General features: G+C 42.3%; 23 protein-coding genes. 4 read left to right on the top strand and 19 right to left on the bottom strand.

Going from position 1 to position 25,340, the window contains the following annotated elements; translation table 11 throughout:
* Positions 1-15: 15 nt before the first annotated feature.
* From tolA to sdhC, 16 genes are all read right to left on the bottom strand, one after another.
* On the bottom strand, positions 16-1,134 hold the full coding sequence (gene tolA, locus P3L56_RS05690; RefSeq protein ID WP_042848278.1) for a cell envelope integrity protein TolA: 1,119 nt from the start codon (positions 1,132-1,134) through the stop codon (positions 16-18).
* 51 nt (positions 1,135-1,185) lie between these two features.
* A complete protein-coding gene (tolR, locus tag P3L56_RS05685; RefSeq protein WP_004256786.1) occupies positions 1,186-1,608 on the bottom strand; it encodes a colicin uptake protein TolR in 423 nt (140 codons plus the stop codon).
* Between the two features lie 17 nt (positions 1,609-1,625).
* Positions 1,626-2,309: a Tol-Pal system protein TolQ gene (gene tolQ, locus P3L56_RS05680; protein WP_042848280.1), complete on the bottom strand. Its 684-nt coding sequence runs from the start codon at positions 2,307-2,309 to the stop codon at positions 1,626-1,628.
* Positions 2,306-2,701 carry a tol-pal system-associated acyl-CoA thioesterase gene (gene ybgC / locus P3L56_RS05675; RefSeq protein WP_042848281.1) on the bottom strand — a complete coding sequence of 132 codons (396 nt, stop codon included), beginning with the start codon at positions 2,699-2,701 and terminating at the stop codon, positions 2,306-2,308. Before ybgC ends, tolQ begins: the two co-directional genes overlap by 4 nt.
* Positions 2,702-2,835: 134 nt before the next feature.
* Positions 2,836-3,123 (bottom strand): cyd operon protein YbgE, encoded by a 288-nt coding sequence (ybgE, locus tag P3L56_RS05670; protein WP_042848283.1) that lies wholly within the window; start codon positions 3,121-3,123, stop codon positions 2,836-2,838.
* A gap of 5 nt (positions 3,124-3,128) precedes the next feature.
* Positions 3,129-3,242 (bottom strand): cytochrome bd-I oxidase subunit CydX, encoded by a 114-nt coding sequence (gene cydX, locus P3L56_RS05665; protein WP_004909083.1) that lies wholly within the window; start codon positions 3,240-3,242, stop codon positions 3,129-3,131.
* Between the two features lie 11 nt (positions 3,243-3,253).
* Positions 3,254-4,393, bottom strand: a complete 1,140-nt coding sequence (gene cydB / locus P3L56_RS05660; RefSeq protein WP_042848285.1) for a cytochrome d ubiquinol oxidase subunit II — start codon at positions 4,391-4,393, stop codon at positions 3,254-3,256.
* Positions 4,394-4,406: 13 nt separating this feature from the next.
* Positions 4,407-5,975 carry a cytochrome ubiquinol oxidase subunit I gene (gene cydA, locus P3L56_RS05655; protein WP_042848286.1) on the bottom strand — a complete coding sequence of 523 codons (1,569 nt, stop codon included), beginning with the start codon at positions 5,973-5,975 and terminating at the stop codon, positions 4,407-4,409.
* Positions 5,976-6,815: 840 nt separating this feature from the next.
* On the bottom strand, positions 6,816-7,688 hold the full coding sequence (gene sucD, locus P3L56_RS05650; RefSeq protein ID WP_042848287.1) for a succinate--CoA ligase subunit alpha: 873 nt from the start codon (positions 7,686-7,688) through the stop codon (positions 6,816-6,818).
* Positions 7,688-8,854: an ADP-forming succinate--CoA ligase subunit beta gene (sucC, locus tag P3L56_RS05645; protein ID WP_042848289.1), complete on the bottom strand. Its 1,167-nt coding sequence runs from the start codon at positions 8,852-8,854 to the stop codon at positions 7,688-7,690. The genes sucD and sucC overlap by 1 nt, the downstream gene beginning before the upstream one ends.
* Before the next feature lie 131 nt (positions 8,855-8,985).
* Positions 8,986-10,197 (bottom strand): 2-oxoglutarate dehydrogenase complex dihydrolipoyllysine-residue succinyltransferase, encoded by a 1,212-nt coding sequence (odhB, locus tag P3L56_RS05640; protein WP_042848291.1) that lies wholly within the window; start codon positions 10,195-10,197, stop codon positions 8,986-8,988.
* A 14-nt stretch (positions 10,198-10,211) separates the two neighbouring features.
* Positions 10,212-13,025, bottom strand: a complete 2,814-nt coding sequence (sucA, locus tag P3L56_RS05635; protein WP_042848293.1) for a 2-oxoglutarate dehydrogenase E1 component — start codon at positions 13,023-13,025, stop codon at positions 10,212-10,214.
* Positions 13,026-13,525: 500 nt separating this feature from the next.
* A complete protein-coding gene (locus tag P3L56_RS05630; RefSeq protein ID WP_042848294.1) occupies positions 13,526-14,242 on the bottom strand; it encodes a succinate dehydrogenase iron-sulfur subunit in 717 nt (238 codons plus the stop codon).
* A gap of 35 nt (positions 14,243-14,277) precedes the next feature.
* Positions 14,278-16,044 carry a succinate dehydrogenase flavoprotein subunit gene (gene sdhA / locus P3L56_RS05625; RefSeq protein ID WP_042848296.1) on the bottom strand — a complete coding sequence of 589 codons (1,767 nt, stop codon included), beginning with the start codon at positions 16,042-16,044 and terminating at the stop codon, positions 14,278-14,280.
* Positions 16,045-16,389 carry a succinate dehydrogenase membrane anchor subunit gene (gene sdhD / locus P3L56_RS05620; RefSeq protein WP_042848297.1) on the bottom strand — a complete coding sequence of 115 codons (345 nt, stop codon included), beginning with the start codon at positions 16,387-16,389 and terminating at the stop codon, positions 16,045-16,047.
* Complete coding sequence (gene sdhC, locus P3L56_RS05615; protein ID WP_004909059.1) at positions 16,383-16,772, bottom strand: succinate dehydrogenase cytochrome b556 subunit; 390 nt, start codon at positions 16,770-16,772, stop codon at positions 16,383-16,385. The genes sdhD and sdhC overlap by 7 nt, the downstream gene beginning before the upstream one ends.
* Positions 16,773-17,444: 672 nt before the next feature.
* Here sdhC and P3L56_RS05610 point away from each other — a divergent pair.
* Complete coding sequence (locus tag P3L56_RS05610) at positions 17,445-18,731, top strand: citrate synthase (protein ID WP_042848298.1); 1,287 nt, start codon at positions 17,445-17,447, stop codon at positions 18,729-18,731.
* 63 nt (positions 18,732-18,794) lie between these two features.
* Here the strand turns inward: P3L56_RS05610 and P3L56_RS05605 are convergent, their stop codons facing one another.
* Entirely contained in the window at positions 18,795-19,553 is a 759-nt protein-coding gene (locus P3L56_RS05605) for an AraC family transcriptional regulator (protein WP_129466784.1), read from the bottom strand.
* A gap of 134 nt (positions 19,554-19,687) precedes the next feature.
* Between P3L56_RS05605 and P3L56_RS05600 the strand changes: the two genes are divergently transcribed.
* Positions 19,688-20,821, top strand: coding sequence for a multidrug effflux MFS transporter (locus tag P3L56_RS05600; protein ID WP_166687363.1), 1,134 nt, complete (start codon positions 19,688-19,690; stop codon positions 20,819-20,821).
* Positions 20,822-21,914: 1,093 nt separating this feature from the next.
* Here P3L56_RS05600 and P3L56_RS05595 read toward each other — a convergent pair.
* Both P3L56_RS05595 and P3L56_RS05590 read right to left on the bottom strand, forming a co-directional pair.
* The gene (locus tag P3L56_RS05595; RefSeq protein WP_042848301.1) at positions 21,915-22,658 is read right to left on the bottom strand and encodes a type 2 GTP cyclohydrolase I; all 744 of its coding nucleotides are present in this window, start codon (positions 22,656-22,658) and stop codon (positions 21,915-21,917) included.
* A 257-nt stretch (positions 22,659-22,915) separates the two neighbouring features.
* A complete protein-coding gene (locus P3L56_RS05590; protein ID WP_042848302.1) occupies positions 22,916-23,122 on the bottom strand; it encodes a YbfA family protein in 207 nt (68 codons plus the stop codon).
* Positions 23,123-23,544: 422 nt separating this feature from the next.
* Here P3L56_RS05590 and kdpF point away from each other — a divergent pair, with 422 nt between their 5' ends.
* Positions 23,545-23,634, top strand: coding sequence for a K(+)-transporting ATPase subunit F (kdpF, locus tag P3L56_RS22625; protein ID WP_042848304.1), 90 nt, complete (start codon positions 23,545-23,547; stop codon positions 23,632-23,634).
* A 1-nt stretch (position 23,635) separates the two neighbouring features.
* Entirely contained in the window at positions 23,636-25,339 is a 1,704-nt protein-coding gene (gene kdpA / locus P3L56_RS05585) for a potassium-transporting ATPase subunit KdpA (RefSeq protein WP_042848305.1), read from the top strand.
* Position 25,340: the final 1 nt, after the last annotated feature.

The raw sequence follows: 25,340 nt of genomic DNA, 5'->3' as shown, positions 1-25,340 counted from the left end.
TCTGACTTACTTAAATCAAGGTTTAAAATCAACGACGATACCTTCCCTCTTAACCCTTTCAAAAATTTTATCTGAATCGGGTCTTGGCATCGAAGCTAACTTCGCAGCTCGAATTGCCGCATCACATAACGCAGCGTCGTTCGTCGGGTTATTTTTAGGTTTAATCCCCATCAAAGCGCCATCCCGTGCGAGCACCAATTGCAATTCGCAAGTCCGCCCACGATAAGTATCTGAATCATAGAACTTACTTTGGATTGCCGCTTTTACCTTACCTGCATAGTTATCAACATCTGCGTTTGAGGCCCCTGATTTTTTACCGCCACCAGTTCCAGCAGAAGCTTGGCCGCCCTGTTTACTTGGCCCTGAAGCAGTTAAATCGCCGAGTAAATCATCTACAGAAGCCGCATTTTTTGCCGCCTCCGCTTTCGCTTTCGCTGCTTTAGCTTTCGCTTCTTTATCTGCTTTCTCTTTCGCTTCTTTATCCGCTTTAGCCTTAGCTTCCTTGTCTGCTTTTATTTTAGCTTCTTTATCAGCCTTTTCTTTGGCTTCTTTTTCTGCTTTTTCTTGAGCTTCTTTCTCTGCTTTAGCTTTAGCCGCTTCGGCTTCTTTTTTAGCTTGAGCTTCAGCTTTCGCTTTTTCAGCTGCCTGCTCTTTAACTAATTTTTCCTTTTCAGCTTTCGCTTTCGCGGCAGCTTCTTCCGCTATTTTTTGCTCTTCCTTGGCTTTTTTAGCGGCTTCTAATGCTTTTTTCTGTTGCTCTTCAGCTTGTTTTTGTTGCTTAGCGGTATCTCGTTCAGTTTTGATACGCTCTTGTTCAAGCTGTTGCAGACGTTTTTGTTCCTTTTCTTGCTGCTCTCTTAGCTCAGCCTCTTGTTTTTGTTCTTGCTCTTTACGCTCTTTAGCTGCTTGTCTGACCATGTTTTGTTGTTTTTGCATTTGTTCATATTGCTCAACAACCACGCCAGGGTCGACCATCACCGCATCGATGACAGTCCCTTCTTCCCCGCCACCACCAAGTTTGACGACGGAAACTAAAGAGCCTATAACAATCAAGCCAATCAATATGATGTGCAATACAACAGACATCACTAATGAACGGTTTAGGTTATCTTTTTTCTCTTTTGACTTTCCCACTCTGGTATCCAAAAAAAGAATTGTGACTTATTCAAACCACAACAACCCAGCCTAGATAGGCTGAGTCATCAAGCCGACAGATTTTATCCCTGCACTGTGCAAAATATTCAGAGCCTTAATAACTTCTTCATAAGGCACCTCTTTTGCACCACCAATTAAGAAAATCGCTTTTGGGTTTTTCTCTAATTGTGATTTCGCTTCAGCAGCAATCTGTTCTGGTGGAAGCAATTCTAATACCTCACCATCGAGCCGCATATTATACTGCCCAACACCCGACACCTCTAAAATTATAGGTGGGTTGTCACTTGATGATACGGTTTGTGTATCTGTTGCATCCGGTAATTCAACTTCCACACTCTGGGAAATAATGGGTGCCGTTGCCATAAATATCAGTAACAGCACCAACAAAACGTCCAGCAGTGGAACGATGTTGATTTCGGATTTCAGCTCACGTCTGCGACTAGTGCGCGCCATTCGCTTATCTCCTCAACTTATTTCTTATCAGCAGAGAATGCTTGACGATGCAAGATGGCTAAAAACTCTTCCATAAAGTTATCGTAAGTTTGCTCTAACTTATTGACTCGTAAGTTCAAGCGGTTGAAAGCCATAACCGCAGGAATCGCTGCAAACAAACCTATCGCGGTTGCGATAAGTGCTTCGGCGATCCCCGGAGCAACCATCTGTAATGTTGCTTGTTTTACCGCACCCAAAGCAATAAACGCATGCATAATTCCCCATACTGTCCCGAATAAACCAATATATGGGCTAATCGAACCAACAGTACCTAAAAATGGGATATGTGCTTCTACTGACTCTAATTCACGATTCATTGATATACGCATCGCGCGTGATGCACCAGTAACCACCGCATCTGGTGCGTGAATATTTGCCTGATGTAAACGAACGAACTCTTTAAAACCGGAGTGGAAAATTTGTTCAGCTCCGCTCAATTCATCACGGCGAGCTTGGCTTTCTTTATATAAGCGCGATAGCTCAATACCTGACCAAAACTTATCCTCAAATGCCTCCGCCTCACGGGTTGCAGCATTTAAAATTTTCGTTCTTTGAATAATAATGGCCCATGATGCAATAGAAAAACCGATCAAAACGAACATAATGAGCTGAACCAAAAGGCTCGCTTTAAGGAATAAATCCAGGATATTCATGTCAGTCACTGTTTAAACTCCGCGACAATAGACTTAGGAAGCGCAATCGGCTTCATTTTTGATGTGTCCACACAAGCAATTAGGGCATTAGCCCCACAAAGCAGGTTACCTTGTGAATCAACTAACCTTTGATGAAAAGTTAATGAGGCACGTTTCATTTCAACAATTTGCGTCTCAACCTCCAACAGATCATCTAGCTTTGCCCCTTTTACAAAATCAATTGTCATGCTACGCACAACAAAACCAAGGTTATCAGCAAGCATACTTTGTTGGTTGATTCCTTTATTTCGCAACATTTCGGTTCTTGCTCGCTCAAAAAATGCTAAATAACGTGCATGATAAACTACGCCGCCCGCGTCTGTATCTTCATAGTACACGCGAACTGGCCAGCGAAATAACATAACAACCACTCCGTCTTAGGTTAAATTAACTAACGGTGCCACTATACGCAAGACAGTGCCAGTTTGGAATCACTTTGAAAGTAAAGATATCAAAAATAATTATGGGTCCATTGACCCACAATTAGCAATTAGAATTATCTAAAGACTTGTAAAAGTCCCCAAATAAGAATGATGGCAGCAGGTAATGGATGGAAAATCGCACGCCAAATGACTTTTTGGGGTTTGAAACCAACACCAAAAATCATCGCACTGCAAGTTGCCCAAATTAATAACAGCCCTTGCCAAATTTGGAATGAACTGGTTTTTGCAGCAAATAGAGATGGGTCCCACATCACTGCACCAGCTGTAACTAAAGCTAAAATAAGGATAAGGGCCCTTAACGGCCCCTTATCCAATAGCTGATAGGTTTTATCCACCAGCATTTTATTTACTCACCATCTTTAGCTGCTTTAGAGTCTTCAGAGTGCTCTAATGCTAGTGCTGCAATCACTGCAAAACTACAAGCTAACAGCGTGCCGAGAATCCAGGCGAAATACCACATAGTTATGCTCCTTAATACAGTGAATGCTTGTTGCCTTCGATGAAGTTTTTGTCCAGACGACCAAACATTTTGTAGTAACACCATGCGGTGTATGCCAGTACGATTGGAACAAAGATAGCCGCGACAACTGTCATGACTTGCAGTGTGAACAAGCTAGATGTTGCATCCCACATGGTCAAGCTTGCATTTGGCATAATGCTTGAAGGCATGATGAATGGGAACATTGCTACACCACAAGTTAAAATGATACAAGCGATAGTTAATGAAGAACTCACAAACGCCCAACCATTTTTGTCTGCTTTACTGAACAGCATAGTCAGTAGTGGCAGCGCTAAACCCAGTGCAGGCAGAGCCCACAGGATTGGGTAAGTATTGAAGTTAGTCAACCAAGCCCCTGAAACAACCTCTACGGTTTTATTCAGTGGGTTTGATACCGCATGGTGATCAATCGCTGAAGTGATAACATAGCCATCGATACCCATTACTAACCAAACACCAGCACCCGCAAACGCTAACAGTGTGACTAACGCACAGATATAGGTTGCTTTACGTACACGTAGGTACAGCTCGCCAGTGGTACGCATTTGCAGATAAGTTGCACCTTGGGTAACAATCATCATTAAACCAACCACACCCGCTAACAGACCATATGGGTTCAGCAGACCAAACAGGTTACCTGTATAGGTTAAGTACTGTTGGTTATCAATTTGCAGTGGGACACCTAATAATAGGTTACCAAATGCAACACCGATAACTAATGGTGGAACGAAACCACCGATGAACAGACCCCAGTCCCACATGTTACGCCATTTTGGGTTCTCCAGTTTTGAACGGTAGTCGAAACCCACCGGACGGAAGAACAAAGCAGCTAACACTAAAATCATCGCGATATAGAAACCGGAGAATGATGCCGCATAGACTTGTGGCCATGCAGCAAACATCGCACCACCCGCAGTGATTAACCAAACTTGGTTACCATCCCAGTGCGGTGCAACGGCATTAATCATGATACGGCGTTCGGTATCTGTTTTACCTAAAATAGGTAATAAGAAGCCAACGCCCATGTCAAAGCCATCCGTGACAGCAAACCCAATCAGTAATACACCGATAAGGATCCACCACACAAACCGAAGAACTTCATAATCAAACATAAGTGGCTCCTATTTACTGAACGTCGTGTGCAGAAGTGTTTTTCTGTTCAAAGTGGTAGCGACCAGTTTTCAGGCTACTAGGCCCTTTACGAGCGAATTTGAACATTAAGAACATTTCAGCAATTAAGAACAGTGTGTACAGACCACAGATCAATACCATAGAGAAGATCAGGTCATGGGTCGTTAAATTAGAATGAGCAACCGACACCGGTAATACTTCACCAATTGCCCAAGGCTGACGACCATACTCTGCAACGAACCAACCTGATTCAATTGCAATCCATGGTAGTGGAATACCAAACAGTGCAATACGTAACAGCAGTTTGCTTTGACCAATTTTGTTACGGACTACTGACAGGAATGCCCAGCCAATAATTAATAACAACAGGAAGCCAACACCAACCATGATACGGAATGCCCAGAACAGAGGCCCTACGTTAGGAATACTGTCTTTTACTGCTTTTTGAATTTGCGCTTCTGTCGCATCAACAACATTTGGTGCGTATTGTTTTAACAGAAGACCATAACCGAGATCTTTTTTGCTAGCTTCAAATGCAGCACGCAATTCAGGATCTTTATTTCCAGCTAACAGTTCTTGTAATTGACCATATGCAACCATACCGTTACGGATACGAACTTCGTGTTGTTTCATTAGATCTTTCAGACCTAATACTGGCGTATCAACAGAACGAGTTGCAATGATACCCATCGCCCAAGGAATTGAGATAGCAAACTTGTTTTCTTGCTTCTCAGTATCTGGCCAAGCGATTAAGTTAAATGCAGCTGGAGGCGCATGGGTTTCCCACTCAGCTTCAACCGCAGCGAGTTTAGTTTTCTGAACGTCACCCATTTCGTAACCTGATTCATCACCAAGAACGATAACAGATAGAACCGCAGCAATACCAAAACTAGCAGCAATTGCAAAAGAACGCTTAGCAAAAGCAACATCACGACCTTTAAGTAGGTAGTAAGAGCTGATACCTAAGATAAACATTGCACCAGTACAATAACCTGCAGCCACTGTGTGGACAAACTTAACTTGCGCAACTGGGTTTAAGACTAGCTCAGAGAAGCTAACCATTTCCATACGCATTGTTTCAAAGTTGAAGTCAGCTGCGATCGGGTTTTGCATCCAACCATTCGCCACTAAAATCCACAAAGCAGAGAAGTTAGAACCTAAAGCAACTAACCATGTTACAGCAAGGTGTTGAGTTTTGCTTAAACGATCCCAACCAAAGAAGAATAAACCAACAAAAGTAGATTCTAAGAAGAACGCCATCAAACCTTCGATTGCCAGAGGCGCACCGAAGATATCTCCAACGTAATGAGCATAGTAAGACCAGTTAGTCCCGAATTGGAATTCCATGGTCAGACCCGTTGCAACACCTAGGGCGAAGTTAATACCAAATAACTTACCCCAGAACTTAGTCATATCTTTATAAATTTGCTTGCCAGACAGCACATATACCGTTTCCATGATCGCAAGCAAAAACGCCATACCGAGCGTTAATGGCACGAACAGGAAGTGATACATTGCAGTTAAGGCAAACTGTAATCGTGACAGTTCGACAATATCAAACATCTTGACTCCTTGCTCCTAGCAGGAAGACACCGACTTGCGGCAACCCAGCTTCCAGATTAAATTTCGAAGAAAGCCTCTTAACTACCAGCAAAAAATGCCTCAAAACAACAAATAATTAACAAAACCAAAAGAAAGAACAATACTATAATAATAGTACGCCTATCTTCACATACAATAAACTTCTTTTACGTGACTCAGATTTGAATTCTGAATTTACATCAATAATTATACCCTTTAATAGAAAATAGAGTATTTGATCGTGCACCAATTTAAGCAATTTCGACAAATAAAGCTAGAGGTAATAAATTGATTTACGTCAATTTTTTTCCTATTGTTAATTGATTTGCATACCAGTCAATTAATAGTTATTCACTTGTTAATGCACTGTTATTGGTATTGATATAAATGTTCTTATTTTTTCTAAAGATTAACAAAAAAATATAACCTTTTTATTAAGAAGTCTAAAAAAGAATATTTAATTTCTAATAGTATCTTATTTCAAAGCTATTATGAATTTTATTAATATACGAACTTATCTCAACTAAAATCATATATTCGGTTAATTAACTTTCCCCAATAATTATAAAATTGACCTGACACAACTTTCTCGTTTTTTGCTTAAAATGGGCTTTGTAGCCCACCAAAGCTATGGAGCATTTTCACAGATAGCCGTACCTGTACTCGTATCTTTTAATATTTTTAAGTATAGACACTCTTTGCCAGAAATCCTTATCCTCTCTCCAGAAATTACACTAACGGCTTTTAAAGCCATAAAAAAACCCGTACTCAAATAAGCACGGGCTTTCGTCTCTTACGGCTGCTAGTTACCTAGCGGATCATTTACTTATTCAGTAATGATTTCACGGCATCGCCGATGTCTGCAAGGCTACGAACGGTTTTCACGCCCGCAGCTTCTAATGCAGCAAATTTCTCATCCGCAGTACCTTTACCGCCAGCAATGATTGCACCAGCATGGCCCATACGTTTACCTTTCGGTGCCGTTACACCAGCGATATAACCAACTACTGGTTTAGTTACATGCTCTTTAATATAAGCCGCAGCTTCTTCTTCCGCGTTACCACCAATTTCACCGATCATGACAATCGCTTCAGTTTGTGGGTCAGCTTGGAACATTTTCAGGATATCAATAAAGTTTGAACCTGGGATTGGGTCACCACCGATACCAACACAAGTTGATTGGCCTAAACCTGCATCAGTAGTTTGTTTTACCGCTTCATAAGTCAGCGTACCTGAACGTGAAACGATACCGACTTTACCTGGCATATGAATGTGACCAGGTTGGATACCAATCTTACATTCACCTGGAGTGATAACGCCTGGGCAGTTAGGGCCGATCATGCGAACGCCAGCTTCATCCAGCTTCACTTTCACAGTCAGCATGTCCAGAGTTGGAATACCTTCAGTGATGGTGATAATCAGTTTAATGCCTGCATCGATAGCTTCTAAGATAGAGTCTTTACAAAATGGCGCTGGCACATAGATAACAGACGCAGTTGCACCTGTCGCTTCAACCGCTTCGCGAACTGTATTGAACACCGGCAGACCTAAGTGTGTTGTACCACCTTTGCCTGGTGTAACACCACCGACCATTTTTGTACCATAAGCAATCGCTTGTTCTGAATGGAATGTACCTTGACCACCAGTAAAACCTTGGCAAATCACTTTGGTGTTTTTATCGATTAAAATAGACATTATTTAGCCTCCGCTGCTGCTACTGCTTTTTTAGCTGCGTCAGTCAAGCTGTTAGCAGCGATAATGTTCAAGCCGCTGTCTGCCAGTTTCTTAGCACCTAATTCAGCATTGTTACCTTCTAAACGCACAACTACTGGTACATTTACGCCAACTTCTTCAACTGCACCAATGATGCCGTCTGCAATCAGGTCGCAACGAACGATACCACCAAAGATGTTAACAAAAACGGCTTTCACGTTTTCATCAGAAAGAATGATTTTAAATGCTTCAGTTACACGCTCTTTAGTTGCGCCGCCACCAACATCTAAGAAGTTTGCAGGTGCGCCACCGTGAAGTTTAACAATGTCCATAGTTCCCATTGCTAAGCCTGCACCGTTAACCATACAACCAATGTTACCATCTAATGCAACATAGTTGAGTTCCCACTGCGCTGCTTGAGCTTCGCGCGCATCTTCTTGAGATTCATCACGTAGTTCACGGATTTCTGGCTGACGATATAGCGCATTACTGTCGATGCCTAATTTGCCATCTAAGCAAACTAAATCACCCGCAGTACTGATAACCAGAGGGTTAATTTCTGCTAAAGCTAAGTCACGCTCAAGGAATAAAGTTGCTAGACCCATAAAAATTTTAGCAAATTGGCTAACTTGTTTACCTGTTAAGCCTAATTTAAATGCCAATTCACGGCCTTGGAAAGGCATTGGGCCAGTCAGTGGGTCGATAATTGCTTTATGAATTAATTCAGGCGTTTCTTCAGCAACTTTTTCAATTTCCACACCACCTTCAGTCGATGCCATGAAAACAACACGACGAGTGCTACGGTCAACAACCGCACCTAAATACAACTCTTTATCAATGTCAGTCGCTGTTTCAACAAGAATCTGGTTTACTGGTTGGCCGTTAGCGTCTGTTTGATAAGTCACTAAGTTTTTACCTAACCAGTTTTCTGCAAATGCTTTAACTTCGTTAATATCGCTAGTGACTTTAACGCCACCTGCTTTACCACGTCCGCCTGCATGTACTTGGCATTTAATTACCCATGGGCCATTGCCAATTTTTTTAGCAGCGTCTACGGTTTCAGCGACTGATGAACAGGCATAACCTGTTGGTGCAGGCATCCCATAACGTGCAAACAACTGTTTTGCCTGGTACTCGTGTAAATTCATGATGTTCTATCCATAATTGAGTCTGAAGAGGCGTTTATTCGCCTCCTGCAATTGTTACTGATTTAGCAACCCGCAAGCGGGTTGCATCGGTTACTTCAGACCGGGCAGGTTGTTCCTACCCTGTTATGTTGCTATACGTCCAGCAGTAAACGAGTTGGATCTTCCAGCATATCTTTGATAGCGACTAAGAAGCCCACTGACTCACTACCATCGATTAAACGGTGGTCATAAGACAGCGCTAAATACATCATAGGAAGAATCTCTACCTTACCATTTACAGCCATAGGGCGGTCTTTAATGGCATGCATGCCTAAAATTGCGCTCTGTGGTGGGTTAATGATAGGTGTAGACATCAGAGAACCAAATACGCCACCGTTAGTGATAGTGAAGTTACCACCACTTAAGTCTTCAACAGTTAATTTACCATCGCGACCTTTAACAGCCAGTTCTTTAATTTTTTTCTCGATATCTGCCATGCTCATTGCATCAACATCACGTAGAACTGGAGTTACCAGACCACGAGGCGTAGAGACGGCAATGCTGATATCAAAATAGTTGTGATAAACCACATCGCTGCCATCAATAGAAGCGTTAACTTCTGGATAGCGTTTCAGTGCTTCTACCGCAGCTTTAACATAGAAGGACATAAAGCCTAAACGTACACCGTGGCGTTTTTCGAATGCTTCGCCATATTGTTTCCGTAAGTCTTTAATTGGTTGCATGTTAACTTCATTAAATGTTGTCAACATTGCAGTGGTGTTTTTCGCTTCTAACAGGCGCTCTGCGATACGTTTACGTAAACGTGTCATTGGTACACGTTTCTCGCTACGGTGTGCTAACGGCGCTTGTGGTGCAGCAGGTGCTGTTGCTGCTGGAGCTGCTGATTTATTTGCTGCTAAATGTTTTTCAACATCTTCACGAGTCAAACGACCACCAACACCCGTCCCTTTAATGTCAGCTGGGTTCAGGCTATGTTCTGCAATCAAGCGACGAATAGCTGGGCTCAGAGCGTCATTACTTTCAGTCTCTAGGCTTGCAGTTTGGCGTTGTGCTGGCGTTGCTTCCTGTGCATCTTTAACTTCAGCAGGAATACCTGAGCTATCACCTAAACGAATACGACCTAACAGTTGTTTAGATAATACCGTCGCGCCTTCTTCTTCAACGATAGCTTCTAACACACCAGCTTCACTTGCAGGCACTTCTAACACCACTTTATCTGTTTCGATCTCAACCAGGACTTCGTCACGCTGAACACTATCACCTGGTTTTTTATGCCATGTGGCAACCGTGGCATCTGCAACGGACTCAGGAAGATCGGGAACAAGAATTTCTACGCTACTCATTTTCTATCCTTTAATTATTCAATGTTCAAAGCGTCATTAACCAGGGCTTTTTGTTGTTCCTGGTGAACGGACGTATAGCCAACTGCTGGTGATGAAGAAGCAGCTCGACCTGCATAACGTAAAGTAGCCCCTGCTGGGATAGCTTCACGGAAATTATGTTGACTGCAATACCAAGCACCTTGGTTTAATGGCTCTTCTTGACACCATACAAAGTCTTTAACATCAGTAAATTGCGCCAACGCTTTTTGGATATCATCGTGTGGGAACGGATACAACTGCTCAATACGCACGATAGCAACGTCAGTTTGTTCATTCTTACGACGTTGTTCTAACAGATCGTAATAGACTTTCCCTGAACACAGAACGACGCGTTTCACATTTTTCGGATTGATTTCATCGATTTCACCGATAACTGGTTCGAATTTGCCATTCGCCAGTTCATCCATACTAGATACTGCTAATGGGTGACGGAGCAGAGACTTCGGTGACATCACAATCAGAGGACGACGCATGCCACGTAAGGCCTGACGACGTAACATGTGGTAAACCTGAGCTGGTGTTGATGGAACACATACTTGCATGTTTTGATCAGCACACAGTTGGAGATAACGCTCTAAACGTGCAGATGAGTGTTCTGGCCCCTGACCTTCATATCCATGTGGCAGTAACATTACAAGGCCACACATACGACCCCATTTTTGCTCACCAGAGCTAATGAATTGGTCGATAACAACCTGAGCACAGTTTGCGAAGTCACCAAATTGCGCTTCCCAAATCGTCAGAGCACGTGGTTCAGTCGTCGCATAACCATATTCAAATGCCAATACTGCGTTTTCTGTTAGGACAGAGTCCCAAACGTTGAATACGCCTTGACCGTTATGAATATTTTGTAATGGAACATAGACAGAACCGTTAGTTTGGTTATGAATAACCGCATGGCGGTGGAAGAATGTACCACGACCCGCATCTTCACCTGACAAACGAACAGGAACACCTTCATCAACCAATGTTGCATAAGCTAAAGTTTCAGCCGCACCCCAGTCGAGTAATTTTTCGCCTTTCGCCATTTCAGCGCGATCTGCATAAATTTTCTCAACACGAGACTGAGCAACAACACCTTCAGGAATAGTGCTAACTTTAGTTGCCAATTCAGTTAAACGTTTGATATCAACGGTCGATTTGTATGATTCATCCCATTCATGGTTCAAATACGGAGCCCATGTATAAGAATTGAGTCCCATTTCACGGTACTCTTCAACCACACAATTACCTGCATCTAAGGCATCACGGTACAGATTGACCATTTCAGTCACATCATTAGCACTCAACACGTTCTCTGCAATTAAACGATCCGCATAAATTTTACGTGGTGTTGGATGCTGTTTGATTTTTTGATACATCACAGGCTGAGTTGCACTTGGCTCATCCGCTTCGTTATGACCATGACGGCGATAACACACTAAATCGATCATCACATCACGTTTAAATGTATTACGGAAATCTAGCGCTAAGCGAGTCACAAATGAAACGGCTTCAGGATCATCAGCATTCACGTGGAAAATAGGCGCCTGCACCATTTTCACGATATCAGTACAGTATTCAGTTGAACGGGTATCTTTCGGATTTGAAGTAGTAAAACCAATTTGGTTGTTAATAACGATACGTACAGTACCGCCAACTTCATAACCACGAGCCTGAGACATGTTCAGTGTTTCTTGAACAACACCCTGACCGGTAACTGCGGAGTCACCATGAATAGTGATTGGTAACACCATGTTGCTGCGACCTTCGTCCAAGCGATCACGACGAGCACGCACTGAACCAATTACCACAGGGCTAACAATTTCAAGGTGAGATGGGTTAAATGCTAACGCTAAGTGAACACGAGAACCGGCGGTTTCAAAGTCAGACGAGAAACCTTGGTGATATTTAACGTCACCCGCACTTGAATGGTCTTTATGTTTACCCGCGAATTCATCGAATAATTCACCAGGTTTTTTACCTAGGATATTCACAAGAACGTTTAAACGACCACGGTGAGCCATCCCCAGAACAACTTCACGAGTATCCTGTTTGCCTGCGTGGTGAATTAAATCTTTCAGCATTGGGATCAGGGCATCACCGCCTTCCAATGAGAAACGTTTAGCCCCTGGGAATTTAGCCCCGATATAGCGCTCAAGGCCTTCAGCGGCGGTGAGTTCCGCTAAGAAACGTAATTTTTCTTCTTTAGAGAAAACTTTTGCAACATCAACTGACTCAAGACGTTGTTGAATCCAACGTTTTTCTTCAGTATTTGTGATATGCATATATTCAGCACCAATCGAACCGCAATAAATGCGTTTCAAGTGCTCATATAGCTCACTGAGTTTCATGGTTTCTTTGCCAATAGCAAATGAACCCACGTTAAAGGTTTCGTCGAAATCTTCTTTCGTCAGATTATGGAATGCTGGGTCTAAATCTGGAACAGATTCGCGTTTCCAAAGCCCTAACGGGTCAAGATTCGCATTCTGGTGCCCGCGGAAGCGGAATGCATTTATTAACTGCAAAACTTTGACTTGTTTTGCATCGATAGCTGGATCGCTAACAGAAGTGTGATAACGCGTAGAGTCTTTTGCTAAGCGGCGGAAGTAATCGCGCGCTTGGGAGTGGAATTGTTCACCACTAGTACCTAAAGTAGCACCAGGAAGTTGCTCAAAAATGGCTTTCCACTCGGCATCTACAGAGTTAGGGTCAGTCAGATAATCTTCATAAAGCTGTTCTATATATGTCTGGTTCGCGCCTGCCAGAAAGCTTGAATCCAGCCAGTCCTTCATTACGCCGTTCTGCATTGTGATCCCTTAAGCTTTAAAAGCTTTAGTTTTCGCCGTGGTTAACTAATTACCGCATTTAAGCGGCCTCGATAAAGGTTCTCTTGGACGTGCTTTATGCATGTTCTCTCTTTGGGAGGCCCTTTATCAGTAAGGGTTTCCCTTTTAAGGAACCTTTAAAAACTGGCTACGGTTTTTAAAGGCCCCTATGCTTGGGCTGTCGTCTTCATCTTTTTTTGCAGTTGGCTATTTTTTCTACTTTTTACTGTTACTTTCTTTGCTTTCACTTTTTTGCGCTTTTGTTATGACAACGTTTTATTAAGTGCTACATTTTATATATGACAATGTTACTTTCTGATGCTCGTTGTGGGTATTTCGTTTTCGCGCTTTTGTGACCTTAAGCGCTATTTAAATTAAAAACCCTACTTTACTTTACGCCCTATTTTTAAGTTATGTATTTATTTTGTGCTATTCCCATTTTAACCCGTAGCACTTAAGCACTACGGGTTAAATATTCACTATCAGGCAGTATGTTTTAGCAACATAGATTTAATATGACCGATAGCTTTTGTTGGATTTAGCCCTTTAGGGCATACATTGACACAATTCATGATGCTATGACAGCGGAAAACACTAAAAGCGTCGTTCAGATCATCTAATCTTGAATCCGTTTCAGTATCGCGGCTATCGATCAGGAAGCGGTATGCTGCCAGCAAGCCCGCAGGCCCAATAAACTTATCTGGATTCCACCAGAAAGATGGGCAAGAAGTCGAACAACAAGCACATAAGATACACTCGTATAAACCATCAAGTTTTTCACGTTGTGCAGGAGTTTGTAAATTCTCACGAGCAGGTGGGTTCTTATTATCATTAATAAGATATGGGCGGATTTTCTCGTATTGGGTATAAAACTGAGTCATGTCGATAATCAGGTCGCGCACAACAGGCAAACCTGGTAACGGACGGATAACAATTTTTTTCCCACCACGGATTAAAGCGGACAATGGTGTGATACACGCCAGCCCGTTTTTACCGTTCATATTGACACCATCAGAACCACAGACACCTTCACGACAAGAACGACGGAATGACAGTGTTGGGTCCTGTTCTTTAATTTGGATCAACGCATCCAACAGCATCATGTCACGCCCTTCTGGCACTTCGAGGGTGTAATCTTGCATGCGTGGGGCGTTGTCCACATCTGGATTATAACGATAAATCGAAAATTGTAGTTTCATAGTTTATTTCTCCGCAACTGGATTAACACCACGCATTAGTAGGTACGAATTTTCGGTGGGAAGGCTTCACGCAATTTTGGCTGCATGTTGACTTCACGACGCGTCATCGTTTCAGATTGCGGTAAATATAATGAGTGACATAACCAATTCGCATCATCACGCTCTGGATAGTCAAAGCGGCTATGCGCCCCACGACTTTCTGTACGGAAGTTCGCTGCTTGTGCTGTCGCATAAGCGGTTTCCATCAGGTTATCCAGTTCTAAACACTCAATACGCTGAGTGTTGAACTCTGTTGAGGTATCATCAAGACGTGCATTTTGCAGGCGTTCACGGATCACTTTTAGCTCTTCCAGACCTTTCGCCATCGCATCACCTTCACGGAATACCGAGAAGTTATGCTGCATACAGGTTTGCAGTGCCTTGCGGATCTCAGTTGGATCTTCGCCAGTACGAGCCCCTTCCCAACGGTTAAAGCGTGTCATCGCCGCATCAATATCGGATTCAGAAGCATCACGCATTGAACCTTGTTCCATGATGGACTCTTTTAGGTGTAGACCCGCAGAACGACCAAATACGACTAAGTCGAGCAATGAGTTACCGCCTAAACGGTTAGCGCCGTGTACAGATACACACGCAATTTCACCCACAGCAAACAGACCTGGGATAACTTCGTCTTCGCCTTTTTCGTTATAGCGAATCGCTTGGCCAGTCACTTTTGTTGGAATACCACCCATCATATAGTGACAAGTTGGAATAACTGGGATTGGCTCTTTGATTGGGTCAACGTGAGCAAAGGTACGGGATAATTCAAGGATACCCGGTAAACGAGACTCGAGAACTTCTTTCCCTAAATGATCCAATTTCAGTTTGGCATGCGGACCCCAAGGACCATCACAACCACGGCCTTCACGGATTTCAATCATGATTGAACGTGCAACAACATCACGACCTGCCAAATCTTTCGCATTTGGCGCATAACGTTCCATGAAGCGCTCACCGTCTTTATTCAGCAAATAACCACCTTCACCACGGCAACCTTCTGTCACAAGAACCCCTGCGCCAGCGATACCCGTCGGGTGGAATTGCCACATTTCCATATCTTGTAAAGGAACACCAGCACGAGCTGCCATCCCAACACCATCACCGGTATTGATATGCGCATTGGTGGTCGATTGATAAATACGCCCTGCACCACCCGTAGCTAAAATGGTCGCTTTAGCTTTGAAGTAAACTAATTCGCCAGTTTCCATACAAATTGCAGTACAGCCCACCACATCGCCGTCTTGATTTTTAACTAAATCAAGGGCATACCACTCTGAAAAGATGGTTGTGTGATTTTTTAAGTTTTGCTGATACAAAGTATGTAACAGTGCGTGACCAGTCCGGTCAGCCGCAGCCGCAGTACGTGCCGCTTGCTCGCCACCGAAATTCTTAGACTGACCACCAAATGGACGCTGATAAATACTGCCATCGTCTAAGCGAGAAAAAGGTAACCCCATATGCTCTAATTCTAGGATAGCCTCGGGCCCTGTTTTACACATGTATTCGATTGCATCTTGGTCACCGATATAGTCGGAACCTTTCACGGTATCATACATATGCCATTCCCAGTTATCAGGGTGAGTGTTGCCTAAAGCAACAGTGATACCACCTTGCGCTGATACTGTATGAGAACGGGTTGGAAATACTTTTGACAGCAGAGCACAAGACAGGCCCAACTGTGAAATTTGAAGTGCTGCACGCATACCTGCGCCACCAGCACCAATAACGATAGCGTCAAACTCTCTGATTGGCAGATTCATTTATGCACCCCACACAACAATTGTTCCGTAAATTAAATAAGCCAACAGACCAACAACGATAGCCAGCTGCAGCACTAAACGAATTGCTAGCGGCTTGACATAGTCAGTTAGCACTTGCCACATGCCAATCCACGCATGCACAAGAATCGAGAACAATGTGAGGATAGTAAATACTTTCGTCACAGAAGAAGCGAAGAAACCACGCCATACTTCATAAGTAATATCATTGATAGCAACAAAACCAACAATGTAGATTACGTATAATACGATAATAATCGCAGAAGCACGGATTAACAGCCAGTCCTGGATACCAGTACGGCCTAAAGCAGAAGCATTACTTACCATACTAAGATCCCCGCCAGAATTGCCAGAATTACGGTGATAACAAATGTAATTTTTGCAGATGAGTTACCAGCAGCAAGGGTTTCATCAACACAGCCAAAATCCATCAGCATATGACGAATACCACCACAAATGTGGTAAGCCAATGCCGTTAGAATGCCCCAAAGAATGAACTTAGCAAAAAAGCCAGTCATTATTTCAGACGCGTATTGAAAACCTTCTGGAGAGGAGAGAGATGTCCCTAGCAACCAAAGCAGAATACCAACTGCGATGAGAGTAATGACGCCAGAGACACGGTGCAAGATCGAAGATATTGCAGTGATCGGGAAATGAATCGTCTGCAAATCAAGGTTGACAGGTCTTTGTTTTTTCACAATTTTGCCCACACAGCTCTTTATTATTTTCCATCCTCCGGACCTGGGGTGGAAATCAGACAGCGACAGGGGGTACAAAATGCAACTTAACACAAACTCTAATCCATCATGTTTAAATAAAGTTGCATACTGATCACGCTGGGAACTCCTACTACAGGGTAATCCGGAGACCTGCCGCTAGTATAAAGTCTTCACAATGCCATTACAATTCCCACACAAAATGTTTGGGGACATTTAGCCCGAACAGTGAGAAGGATCACGATTTAAACATTTTGTATAAATGTGCTTATCTTATTTGACAATGATTCAACATTTATCTTACATATAGGTCTAGCAGAATTATCTTAAGGTGTGGGCGTTCCCTCACTGAAAAATAAAAAACATGAATGTTGCAATGTTAAGTACCTTCCAATTTGAACTGTGACAGGTATTACTAACAAAAGTTATGAAAGTTGTTCCTCTTACCACAAATAATGATATTGTAAGTAAAACAACAAAAAGAACATAACATCTACACACTCATAAACAACCTAATTACATTGTCGTCGGTCGTCAGATTTCAGGTTTTATGTGATAGCTAGCTGATTTTCTAATCATACCGGTAGAACAATGCACGAAGAAACAGTATAACGCTGAGCTTCTGGGTTGTTGGGTGTCGATTATCAAGCGCTAAGGAGACCGTAAATGGCTGATAACAAAGCTAAGCTAACGACTGGTAGTAAGGGTGATATTGACCTCGATATTTTAAGCCCTACCATTGGTCAAGACGTTATCGATGTCCGAACTTTAGGTTCAAAAGGGTTCTTTACCTATGACCCTGGTTTTACTTCTACTGCATCCTGTGAATCAAAAATCACCTATATCGATGGTGATGAAGGCATTCTGCTGCATCGTGGTTTCCCGATCGATCAACTCGCTACCGAAGCTTCTTACCTCGAAGTTTGTTATATCCTGTTATACGGCGAAGCACCGACTCAAGAGCAATACGACACATTTAAAAATACGGTAACTCGCCACACGATGATCCACGAGCAAATCACTCGCATGCTGAATGGCTTCCGTCGTGACTCACACCCAATGGCAGTGTTATGTGGTGTAACAGGTGCACTGGCTGCGTTCTACCATGATGCATTGGACGTGAACAACCCGCGCCACCGTGAAATTACAGCTTATCGTCTGCTGTCAAAAATGCCAACTGTTGCGGCAATGTGTTATAAATACTCCATTGGCCAGCCTTTTGTTTATCCACGTAATGAACTGTCGTACGCGGGTAACTTCTTGCATATGATGTTCTCTACACCATGTGAAGAATATGTGGTAAATCCAGTTCTCGAACGTGCAATGGATCGGATTTTAATCCTACATGCTGACCACGAACAGAACGCTTCAACATCAACCGTACGTACTGCTGGGTCATCAGGTGCAAACCCATTTGCTTGTATTGCTGCGGGTATTGCGTCTCTGTGGGGGCCAGCTCACGGTGGGGCTAACGAAGCCTGTTTACGCATGTTGGAAGAAATTCAAACCGTTGAGCATATCCCTGCATTTATCGAACGTGCGAAAGACAAAAATGACTCTTTCCGCTTAATGGGCTTTGGTCACCGTGTTTATAAAAACCATGACCCACGTGCAACTGTGATGCGTGAAACTTGCCACGAAGTACTTAATGAGTTGGGCTTAAACGATAGCTTACTCGAAGTCGCTATGGAGCTAGAACGTATTGCCCTGAATGACCCGTACTTCATTGAGAAAAAACTGTATCCAAACGTTGACTTCTATTCAGGCATCATATTGAAGGCAATGGGAATTCCATCTTCAATGTTTACTGTTATTTTTGCTATTGCACGTACAATTGGTTGGATAGCCCATTGGAATGAAATGCATGATGACGGTCTGAAAATTGCTCGTCCTCGTCAGCTGTATACGGGTTACAGCCAACGTAAATTCAACTCTGGATTAGCAAAAAAATAATATTCAATTAAATCTATCCCCCTACAAATACTCAAGCCTCGGTTTATCGAGGCTTTTTCTCTTTTACTGTTGATATTCCCGCGGTGTTACCCCACTCATTTTGCGAAAAAAACTGATAAAAGCACTATCACTGGCTAAGCCAAGCTCTTGAGTAATAAAGTGATATGGGTGATTTTGTGCCAATAACTCAATCGCTTTAATAAACCGCCATTGTTGCCGCCATGTTTGATAAGTCATTCCGGTTTCTTTTAAGAAAACCCGTGTAATGGTTTTTTCACTTGCGCCAATCGTTTGAGCAAGTTGGTTTAAATTAGGTGGTAATTGCTCGATATCGAGGCCTTTAAAGCGCCTATCTTGAGGAAGTGCAAGTAATGTTGGCTCAGTCGTTGCACTTTGTAGTTCATCGATAAATACTGGTAATAAATTTGCTAAGCGCCCTTGTTGCCAATCACTGTCAAACGGGGCAATTGCAATCCGTTCAAGTACCTCTCTTAGCAGAGGTGAAATGCTCAAAATGACGACTTCATTCGCTATTTTTTTAGCATATTGTTCACTTAAATACACCGAACGATAGCCCACAGATGCGCGCATTTGTGCTCGGTGACAAACAAATGGAGGTATCCATGCCACCCTTCCAGGAGGTAATAGAGAAATTCGGTTCTCAAGTGAAATTCGTATACACCCTTGTTGTGTAAACAAAAGCTGCCCCATTTCATGGCTATGTAAACCAGAATCATGTTGCCCCATTTGAGCTGCTATTCCCAATACTGGCGCTGTATACCAGTGAGTTTGAAATTCATCTGTTTGTTCTAGCCAAGCCATAATGTCCCTTTTTTGATATTTATAGTCTTTATTTTTGTAATGGGACACTAAAAATACCATTAAACTGCTTGTCATTGAATAGTTGTATTCATCTTCACCATCTATTTTTTATTAATATAAGCAGGATAATTGGTATGAAACACCCTCTTTCATTATGGCTTGCTGTTGCCTTAATGATGTTTCCACAAATCGTGGAAACCATATACAGCCCAGCATTGACCAACATTGCTAGCGCATTTAATGTCGATGCTGAACAAGCATCACAAACATTATCATTCTATTTCTTTGCTTTTGCGCTAGGTGTCGTATTTTGGGGAAGAATGTGTGACACGCTAGGCCGCCGCCCGACTATCCTGGCAGGTCTGTTGATCTACGGTATCGCCTCTATCTGCGCGTTGTTTATCACACACTTTTATTTATTACTGTTAATGAGAATGCTTGCCGCATTTGGTGCCGCCGTCGGTTCAATTGGAACACAAACCGCAATGCGTGATAGCTATCAAGGGCATGAATTAGCTAAAGTTTTTTCAATTATGGGTATTGCCCTAGCCATTAGTCCTGCATTAGGGATGTTATTCGGTGCGGGGTTAGTTAGTTTTGGCGGATATCTCGCCGTTTTTACTGGCTTGGCATTTCTCGCGGTCGTGCTTTTTATTTGGTCTACTTGCCGTTTACCAGAAACACGCCCTGAAAATGTGATCAAAGTCCCATTTATGGCGACATTTTTACGAATGATCACAGATAAAGAAATTGTTAGAAATGTGATCTTGATAGCATTTTTCAACATTAATTTATTTAGCTATTATCAGCTGGCACCTTTCAGTTTTGAACGATTAATGCTCACTCAGCAACAATTTGGTTTAACTGGAATTTTATTAGCACTTGGAGTGGGCTTAGGGTCAATCATTAATCGTCATTTATTGGCTAAAAAACACACATCTGAGCAACTTGTTAAGCTCTCTAGCATCATATCTTTGATAAGTGGTTGCTTGGTTTTTGCTCTGATGGATTCTATTTGGTTCATTTTACCGGTGATTGGTGTAGTTATTGGATATGGAATTGCTATTCCTAATATCCTTGCACATGCTTTAAATCGCTATAGTGATAGAAAAGGTACTGCTGGGGCTATTTTAGGTTTGTTTTACTATATCGGACTCGCCATTGGTTTGATGGTCGCAGGCTGGAGCCAACACTTAGGCTTGGTATTAACCATTTCAGGGTTGGTTCTTGTTCTTTCATCATTACGCTATCGAATTTATACGAGTTAACTTTTTATTTTACTAATTACACATAATTTTCTACGCATTTTACATCACAAGTATGTGACTAGGGGTCGCGAGTGTAGCCAACACCGCCAAGGTTAGAATTAGAAACTCAATGAAGATTAGCTTGAAAATTTAATTATCTAAATAGTTCGAGTTGTGGCTAGGCGGCAAATGAGCGACTCCCTAAGAGCATAGCCAACACTGCCGAGGTTAGAATTAGAAAATCAATGAAGATTAGCTTGAAAATTTAATTCTCTAAATAGTTCGAGTTGTGGCTAGGCGGCAAATGAGCGACTCCCTAAGAGCATAGCCAACACTGCCGAGGTTAGAATTAGAAAATCAATGAAGATTAGCTTGAAAATTTAATTCTCTAAATAGTTCGAGTTGTGGCTAGGCGGCAAATGAGCGACTCCCTAAGAGCATAGCCAACACTGCCGAGGTTAGAATTAGAAAATCAATGAAGATTAGCTTGAAAATTTAATTCTCTAAATAGTTCGAGTTGTAGCTAGGCGGCAAATGAGCGACTCCCTAAGAGCATAGCCAACACCGCCAAGGTTAGAATTAGAAAATCAATGAAGATTAGCTTGAAAATTTAATTCTCTAAATAGTTCGAGTTGTGGCTAGGCGACAAATGAACGACTCCCTAGGAGCATAGCCAACACCGCCGAGGTTAGAATTAGAAAATCAATGAAGATTAGCTTGAAAATTTAATTCTCTAAATAGTTCGAGTTGTAGCTAGGCGGCAAATGAGCGACTCCCTAAGAGCATAGCCAACACTGCCGAGGTTAGAATTAGAAACTCAATGAAGATTAGCTTGAAAATTTAATTCTCTAAATAGTTCGAGTTGTGGCTAGGCGGCAAATGAGCGACTCCCTAGGAGCATACACAAGTATGTGACTAGGGGTCGCGAGTGTAGCCAACACCGCCGAGGTTAGATTTAGAAAATCAATGAAGATTAGCTTGAAAATTTAATTCTCTAAATAGTTCGAGTTGTGGCTAGGCGGCAAATGAGCGACTCCCTAGGAGCATACACAAGTATGTGACTAGGGGGTCGCGAGTGTAGCCAACACCGCCACAGCTCGAAATATGACGAGAATTAGGCTGGGTTATCGATATCGATAAACTCTGCGTCTAACCCATGGTGATCAACTAGCCACTTAGTCAGCGCTTTAATCCCATAACGCTCTGTCGCATGATGCCCTGCACTGTAGAAATGGATCCCCATTTCTCTTGCTATATGGATTGTTTGCTCTGAAACTTCACCTGTCACAAATGCATCTACGCCAAACTCGGCGGCTTGTAAGATAAAGCCTTGTCCGCCCCCTGTGCACCATGCAATTTGGCGAATTTCATCTTTAGCATTGTCACCACAATGCAACACTTTGCGACCAAGGCGGGACTCTAAGCGCTGGGTTAATTCCTGTGGTGTAATCGGTTGATCAAAGAAACCGAATGGCATTAATGGATCAATTTGGCCATTTACTTGCACACCCATGATATACGCAAGCTGAGTATTATTACCTAATTGATGATGAGCATCTAAAGGAAGATGGTAACCATAAAGGTTAATATCATTCGCTAATAATGTTTTTAAGCGATTTTTTTTCATACCTTTAATAATTGCGGGCTCATTTTTCCAAAAATAGCCATGGTGAACAATCACAGCATCCGCTTTCTTTTCAACTGCCACGTCCAGTAGTGCTTGGCAGGCTGTTACACCGGTGATGATTTTATGCACATGAGGGCGCCCCTCAACCTGCAATCCATTTGGTGCAAAATCTTGGAATTCACTAATTTTCAGCTCATCATTAATGATTTCTTCTAATCTTAAATTATGCATTATGTGGTCCTTTTTACTACACCGCTATAGGGTCAACCCCATCATTTTGAATGTAATTTACTGATAATCAATAAGCATAAACGGAAACATGCTTTTTTTCTGTGTTATTTGCTGTAAATAAGGATGCTAACCAAAAAGAAAGGTAATAAAGAAAGGCAATAAGGAAAAGAAAAACAGGATGAGGGATAAAAAAAACAATATCCCCACAATAGGTCATTGCAGGGATATGGCATTACCACTTAAAAGCAAAGCAATTATTAATGATGGCTTTCAAACGTGGCTTCTGAACGCTCTAACCAAACGGGCTTATCGCTGGTTTTAGCCCATACTTTGTGTAAATGGCTATAAAATTTTGCTCGTTGCGGATGAAAAACCATAACCGGAAACGCAATAATGCCAGCTGTAACAGCAGCAGTGCGGCGTGCAAGTACCTGATTACGGGAATATTCGCGATATGTGGACATCGGTATCCTCCTTCAGTTGCCACTCTATTTGTCGATTCCAGAATTGCTCTAAAACCCCAAATAATGACTGTTTAGAAGAGCGACTAAAACCGAACAGATAATATAAAAATTAACTGTCAATATCATAGCGCAAACTGTGTAATAAAACTACTCATCTGACCACTATAAATTAAAATTTACATAATAAAATGATAAATTCCGTTGTTTTATTACATTATTTAACCTGGTTGCGTCAAAAACAAACAAACCAGCAACATTTACATAACAATTATTCACTTTAACTCGCCATCCCTGTTTTATTTTATTCCCTCGTATAAAAATACATTTTTATACTTTTTTTACACCGAAGGTCTATTTTTTATCAGCTTCTTTACAACGGAAGTTTTAGCCTTATTGCATGGAAATAATAAGGAGAAAATACTGTGTCATTACTTTCCATTATTGGGGCAGTTCTCGTTGTGTTACTGCTGGTTTATCTGGTCTATGCCCTGCTAAGCGCGGAGGATTTTTAATATGACCACTACCACAATTTTAATTATCGGTAGCTTTTTACTCGTGCTGTTTATTTTGGCAAAACCATTAGGCAATGGTATTGCTCGGTTAATTGATAGCGATATACCGAGTACGCTAATAAAAAGCGAAGCCCTTCTTTGGCGCTTAGGCGGCGTAAAAAAGCCAGGGCGAGAAATGGCGGAAATGACTTGGCTACAATATGCCTTATCGATTTTACTGTTCAATATTTTAGGCTTTATATTGCTGTTTTCTATATTAATATTCCAAGGTCATTTGCCCCTTAACCCACAACAATTTCCGGGAATGAGTTGGGATTTAGCCTTTAACACCGCAATTAGCTTTGTCACAAATACTAATTGGCAATCCTATAGCGGTGAAAACACATTAAGTTATCTAAGCCAGATGTCTGGGTTAACAGTACAAAATTTCCTTTCCGCTGCAACAGGGATTGCCGTTGTTTTCGCCCTTATCCGAGCATTTTCACGCCATGGTCGTAAAACGGTTGGTAATGCATGGGTGGATATCTACCGTATTACTGTGTATCTACTTTTCCCATTAGCGATTATTTTTGCTCTATTTTTTGTTAGCCAAGGTGTTATCCAAAACTTCTCAGATTACCTATTAGTTAATAACCTAAATAATAGCAACCAGTTATTACCAATGGGGCCTGTCGCCTCTCAAGAAGCAATTAAGCTACTCGGTACTAACGGAGGCGGTTTCTTTGGAGCTAATTCTTCACACCCATTTGAAAACCCAACGGCATTAAGCAATTTCGTACAAATGTTAGCCATTTTTCTAATTCCAACAGCGTTATGTTTTGCTTTTGGGCGTGTCGTTGGCAACAACAAACAAGGTCACACTCTGCTATGGGTGATGGGGATTATTTTTGTCGTTGCTGCCATAGCGGTTATCAAAGCAGAGTATGTTGGTAATCCATTTTTAAGTGAATTCCATGCGACTACCACTGCCAATATGGAAGGAAAAGAAAGCCGCTTTGGTATCTTAGGCTCCGCATTATTCGCTGTTGTAACAACAGCTGCCTCTTGCGGTGCTGTTAATGCAATGCATGATTCCTTTACTGCGATGGGTGGCATGGTGCCGATGTGGTTAATGCAAATCGGTGAAGTGGTTTTCGGCGGTGTGGGATCTGGCTTATATGGCATGTTGCTATTTGTTTTACTCGCCGTATTCCTTGCTGGGCTAATGATTGGTCGTACTCCTGAATATCTCGGTAAAAAAATCGAGGTGCGCGAAATGAAAATGGTTGCACTGGCTATTTTAGTGACTCCCACTTTAGTACTACTGGGTACCACACTTTCATTAATGACTGAAGCTGGGCGTGCAGGGATCTTAAACCCAGGTGCTCACGGGTTTAGTGAAGTGTTATACGCTTTTTCCTCCGCAGCGAATAATAACGGTAGCGCGTTTGCTGGACTTAGCGCAAATACACCGTTTTACAACCTGCTATTGGCGGTCACCATGTTCTTAGGACGTTTTGGCGTCATTCTGCCAGTTCTCGCCATTGCAGGTTCGATGGCAAGCAAGAAACCTCAAGCGCAAAGTAATGCAACATTACCCACAACAGGTCCGTTATTTATTGGTCTGCTTGTATTCACTGTACTTCTCATTGGTGCGCTGACCTTTGTACCTGCCCTTGCGTTAGGTCCAATTGCAGAGCAACTACACATCGGTTTCGCGGGATAAT

The sequence above is a fragment of the Providencia sp. PROV024 genome, from assembly GCF_032709665.1.
Taxonomy (GTDB): Bacteria; Pseudomonadota; Gammaproteobacteria; order Enterobacterales; family Enterobacteriaceae; genus Providencia; species Providencia huashanensis.
Note: the sequence above shows the minus strand (reverse complement) of the source record. Positions and strands in the feature narration are given on the sequence as shown.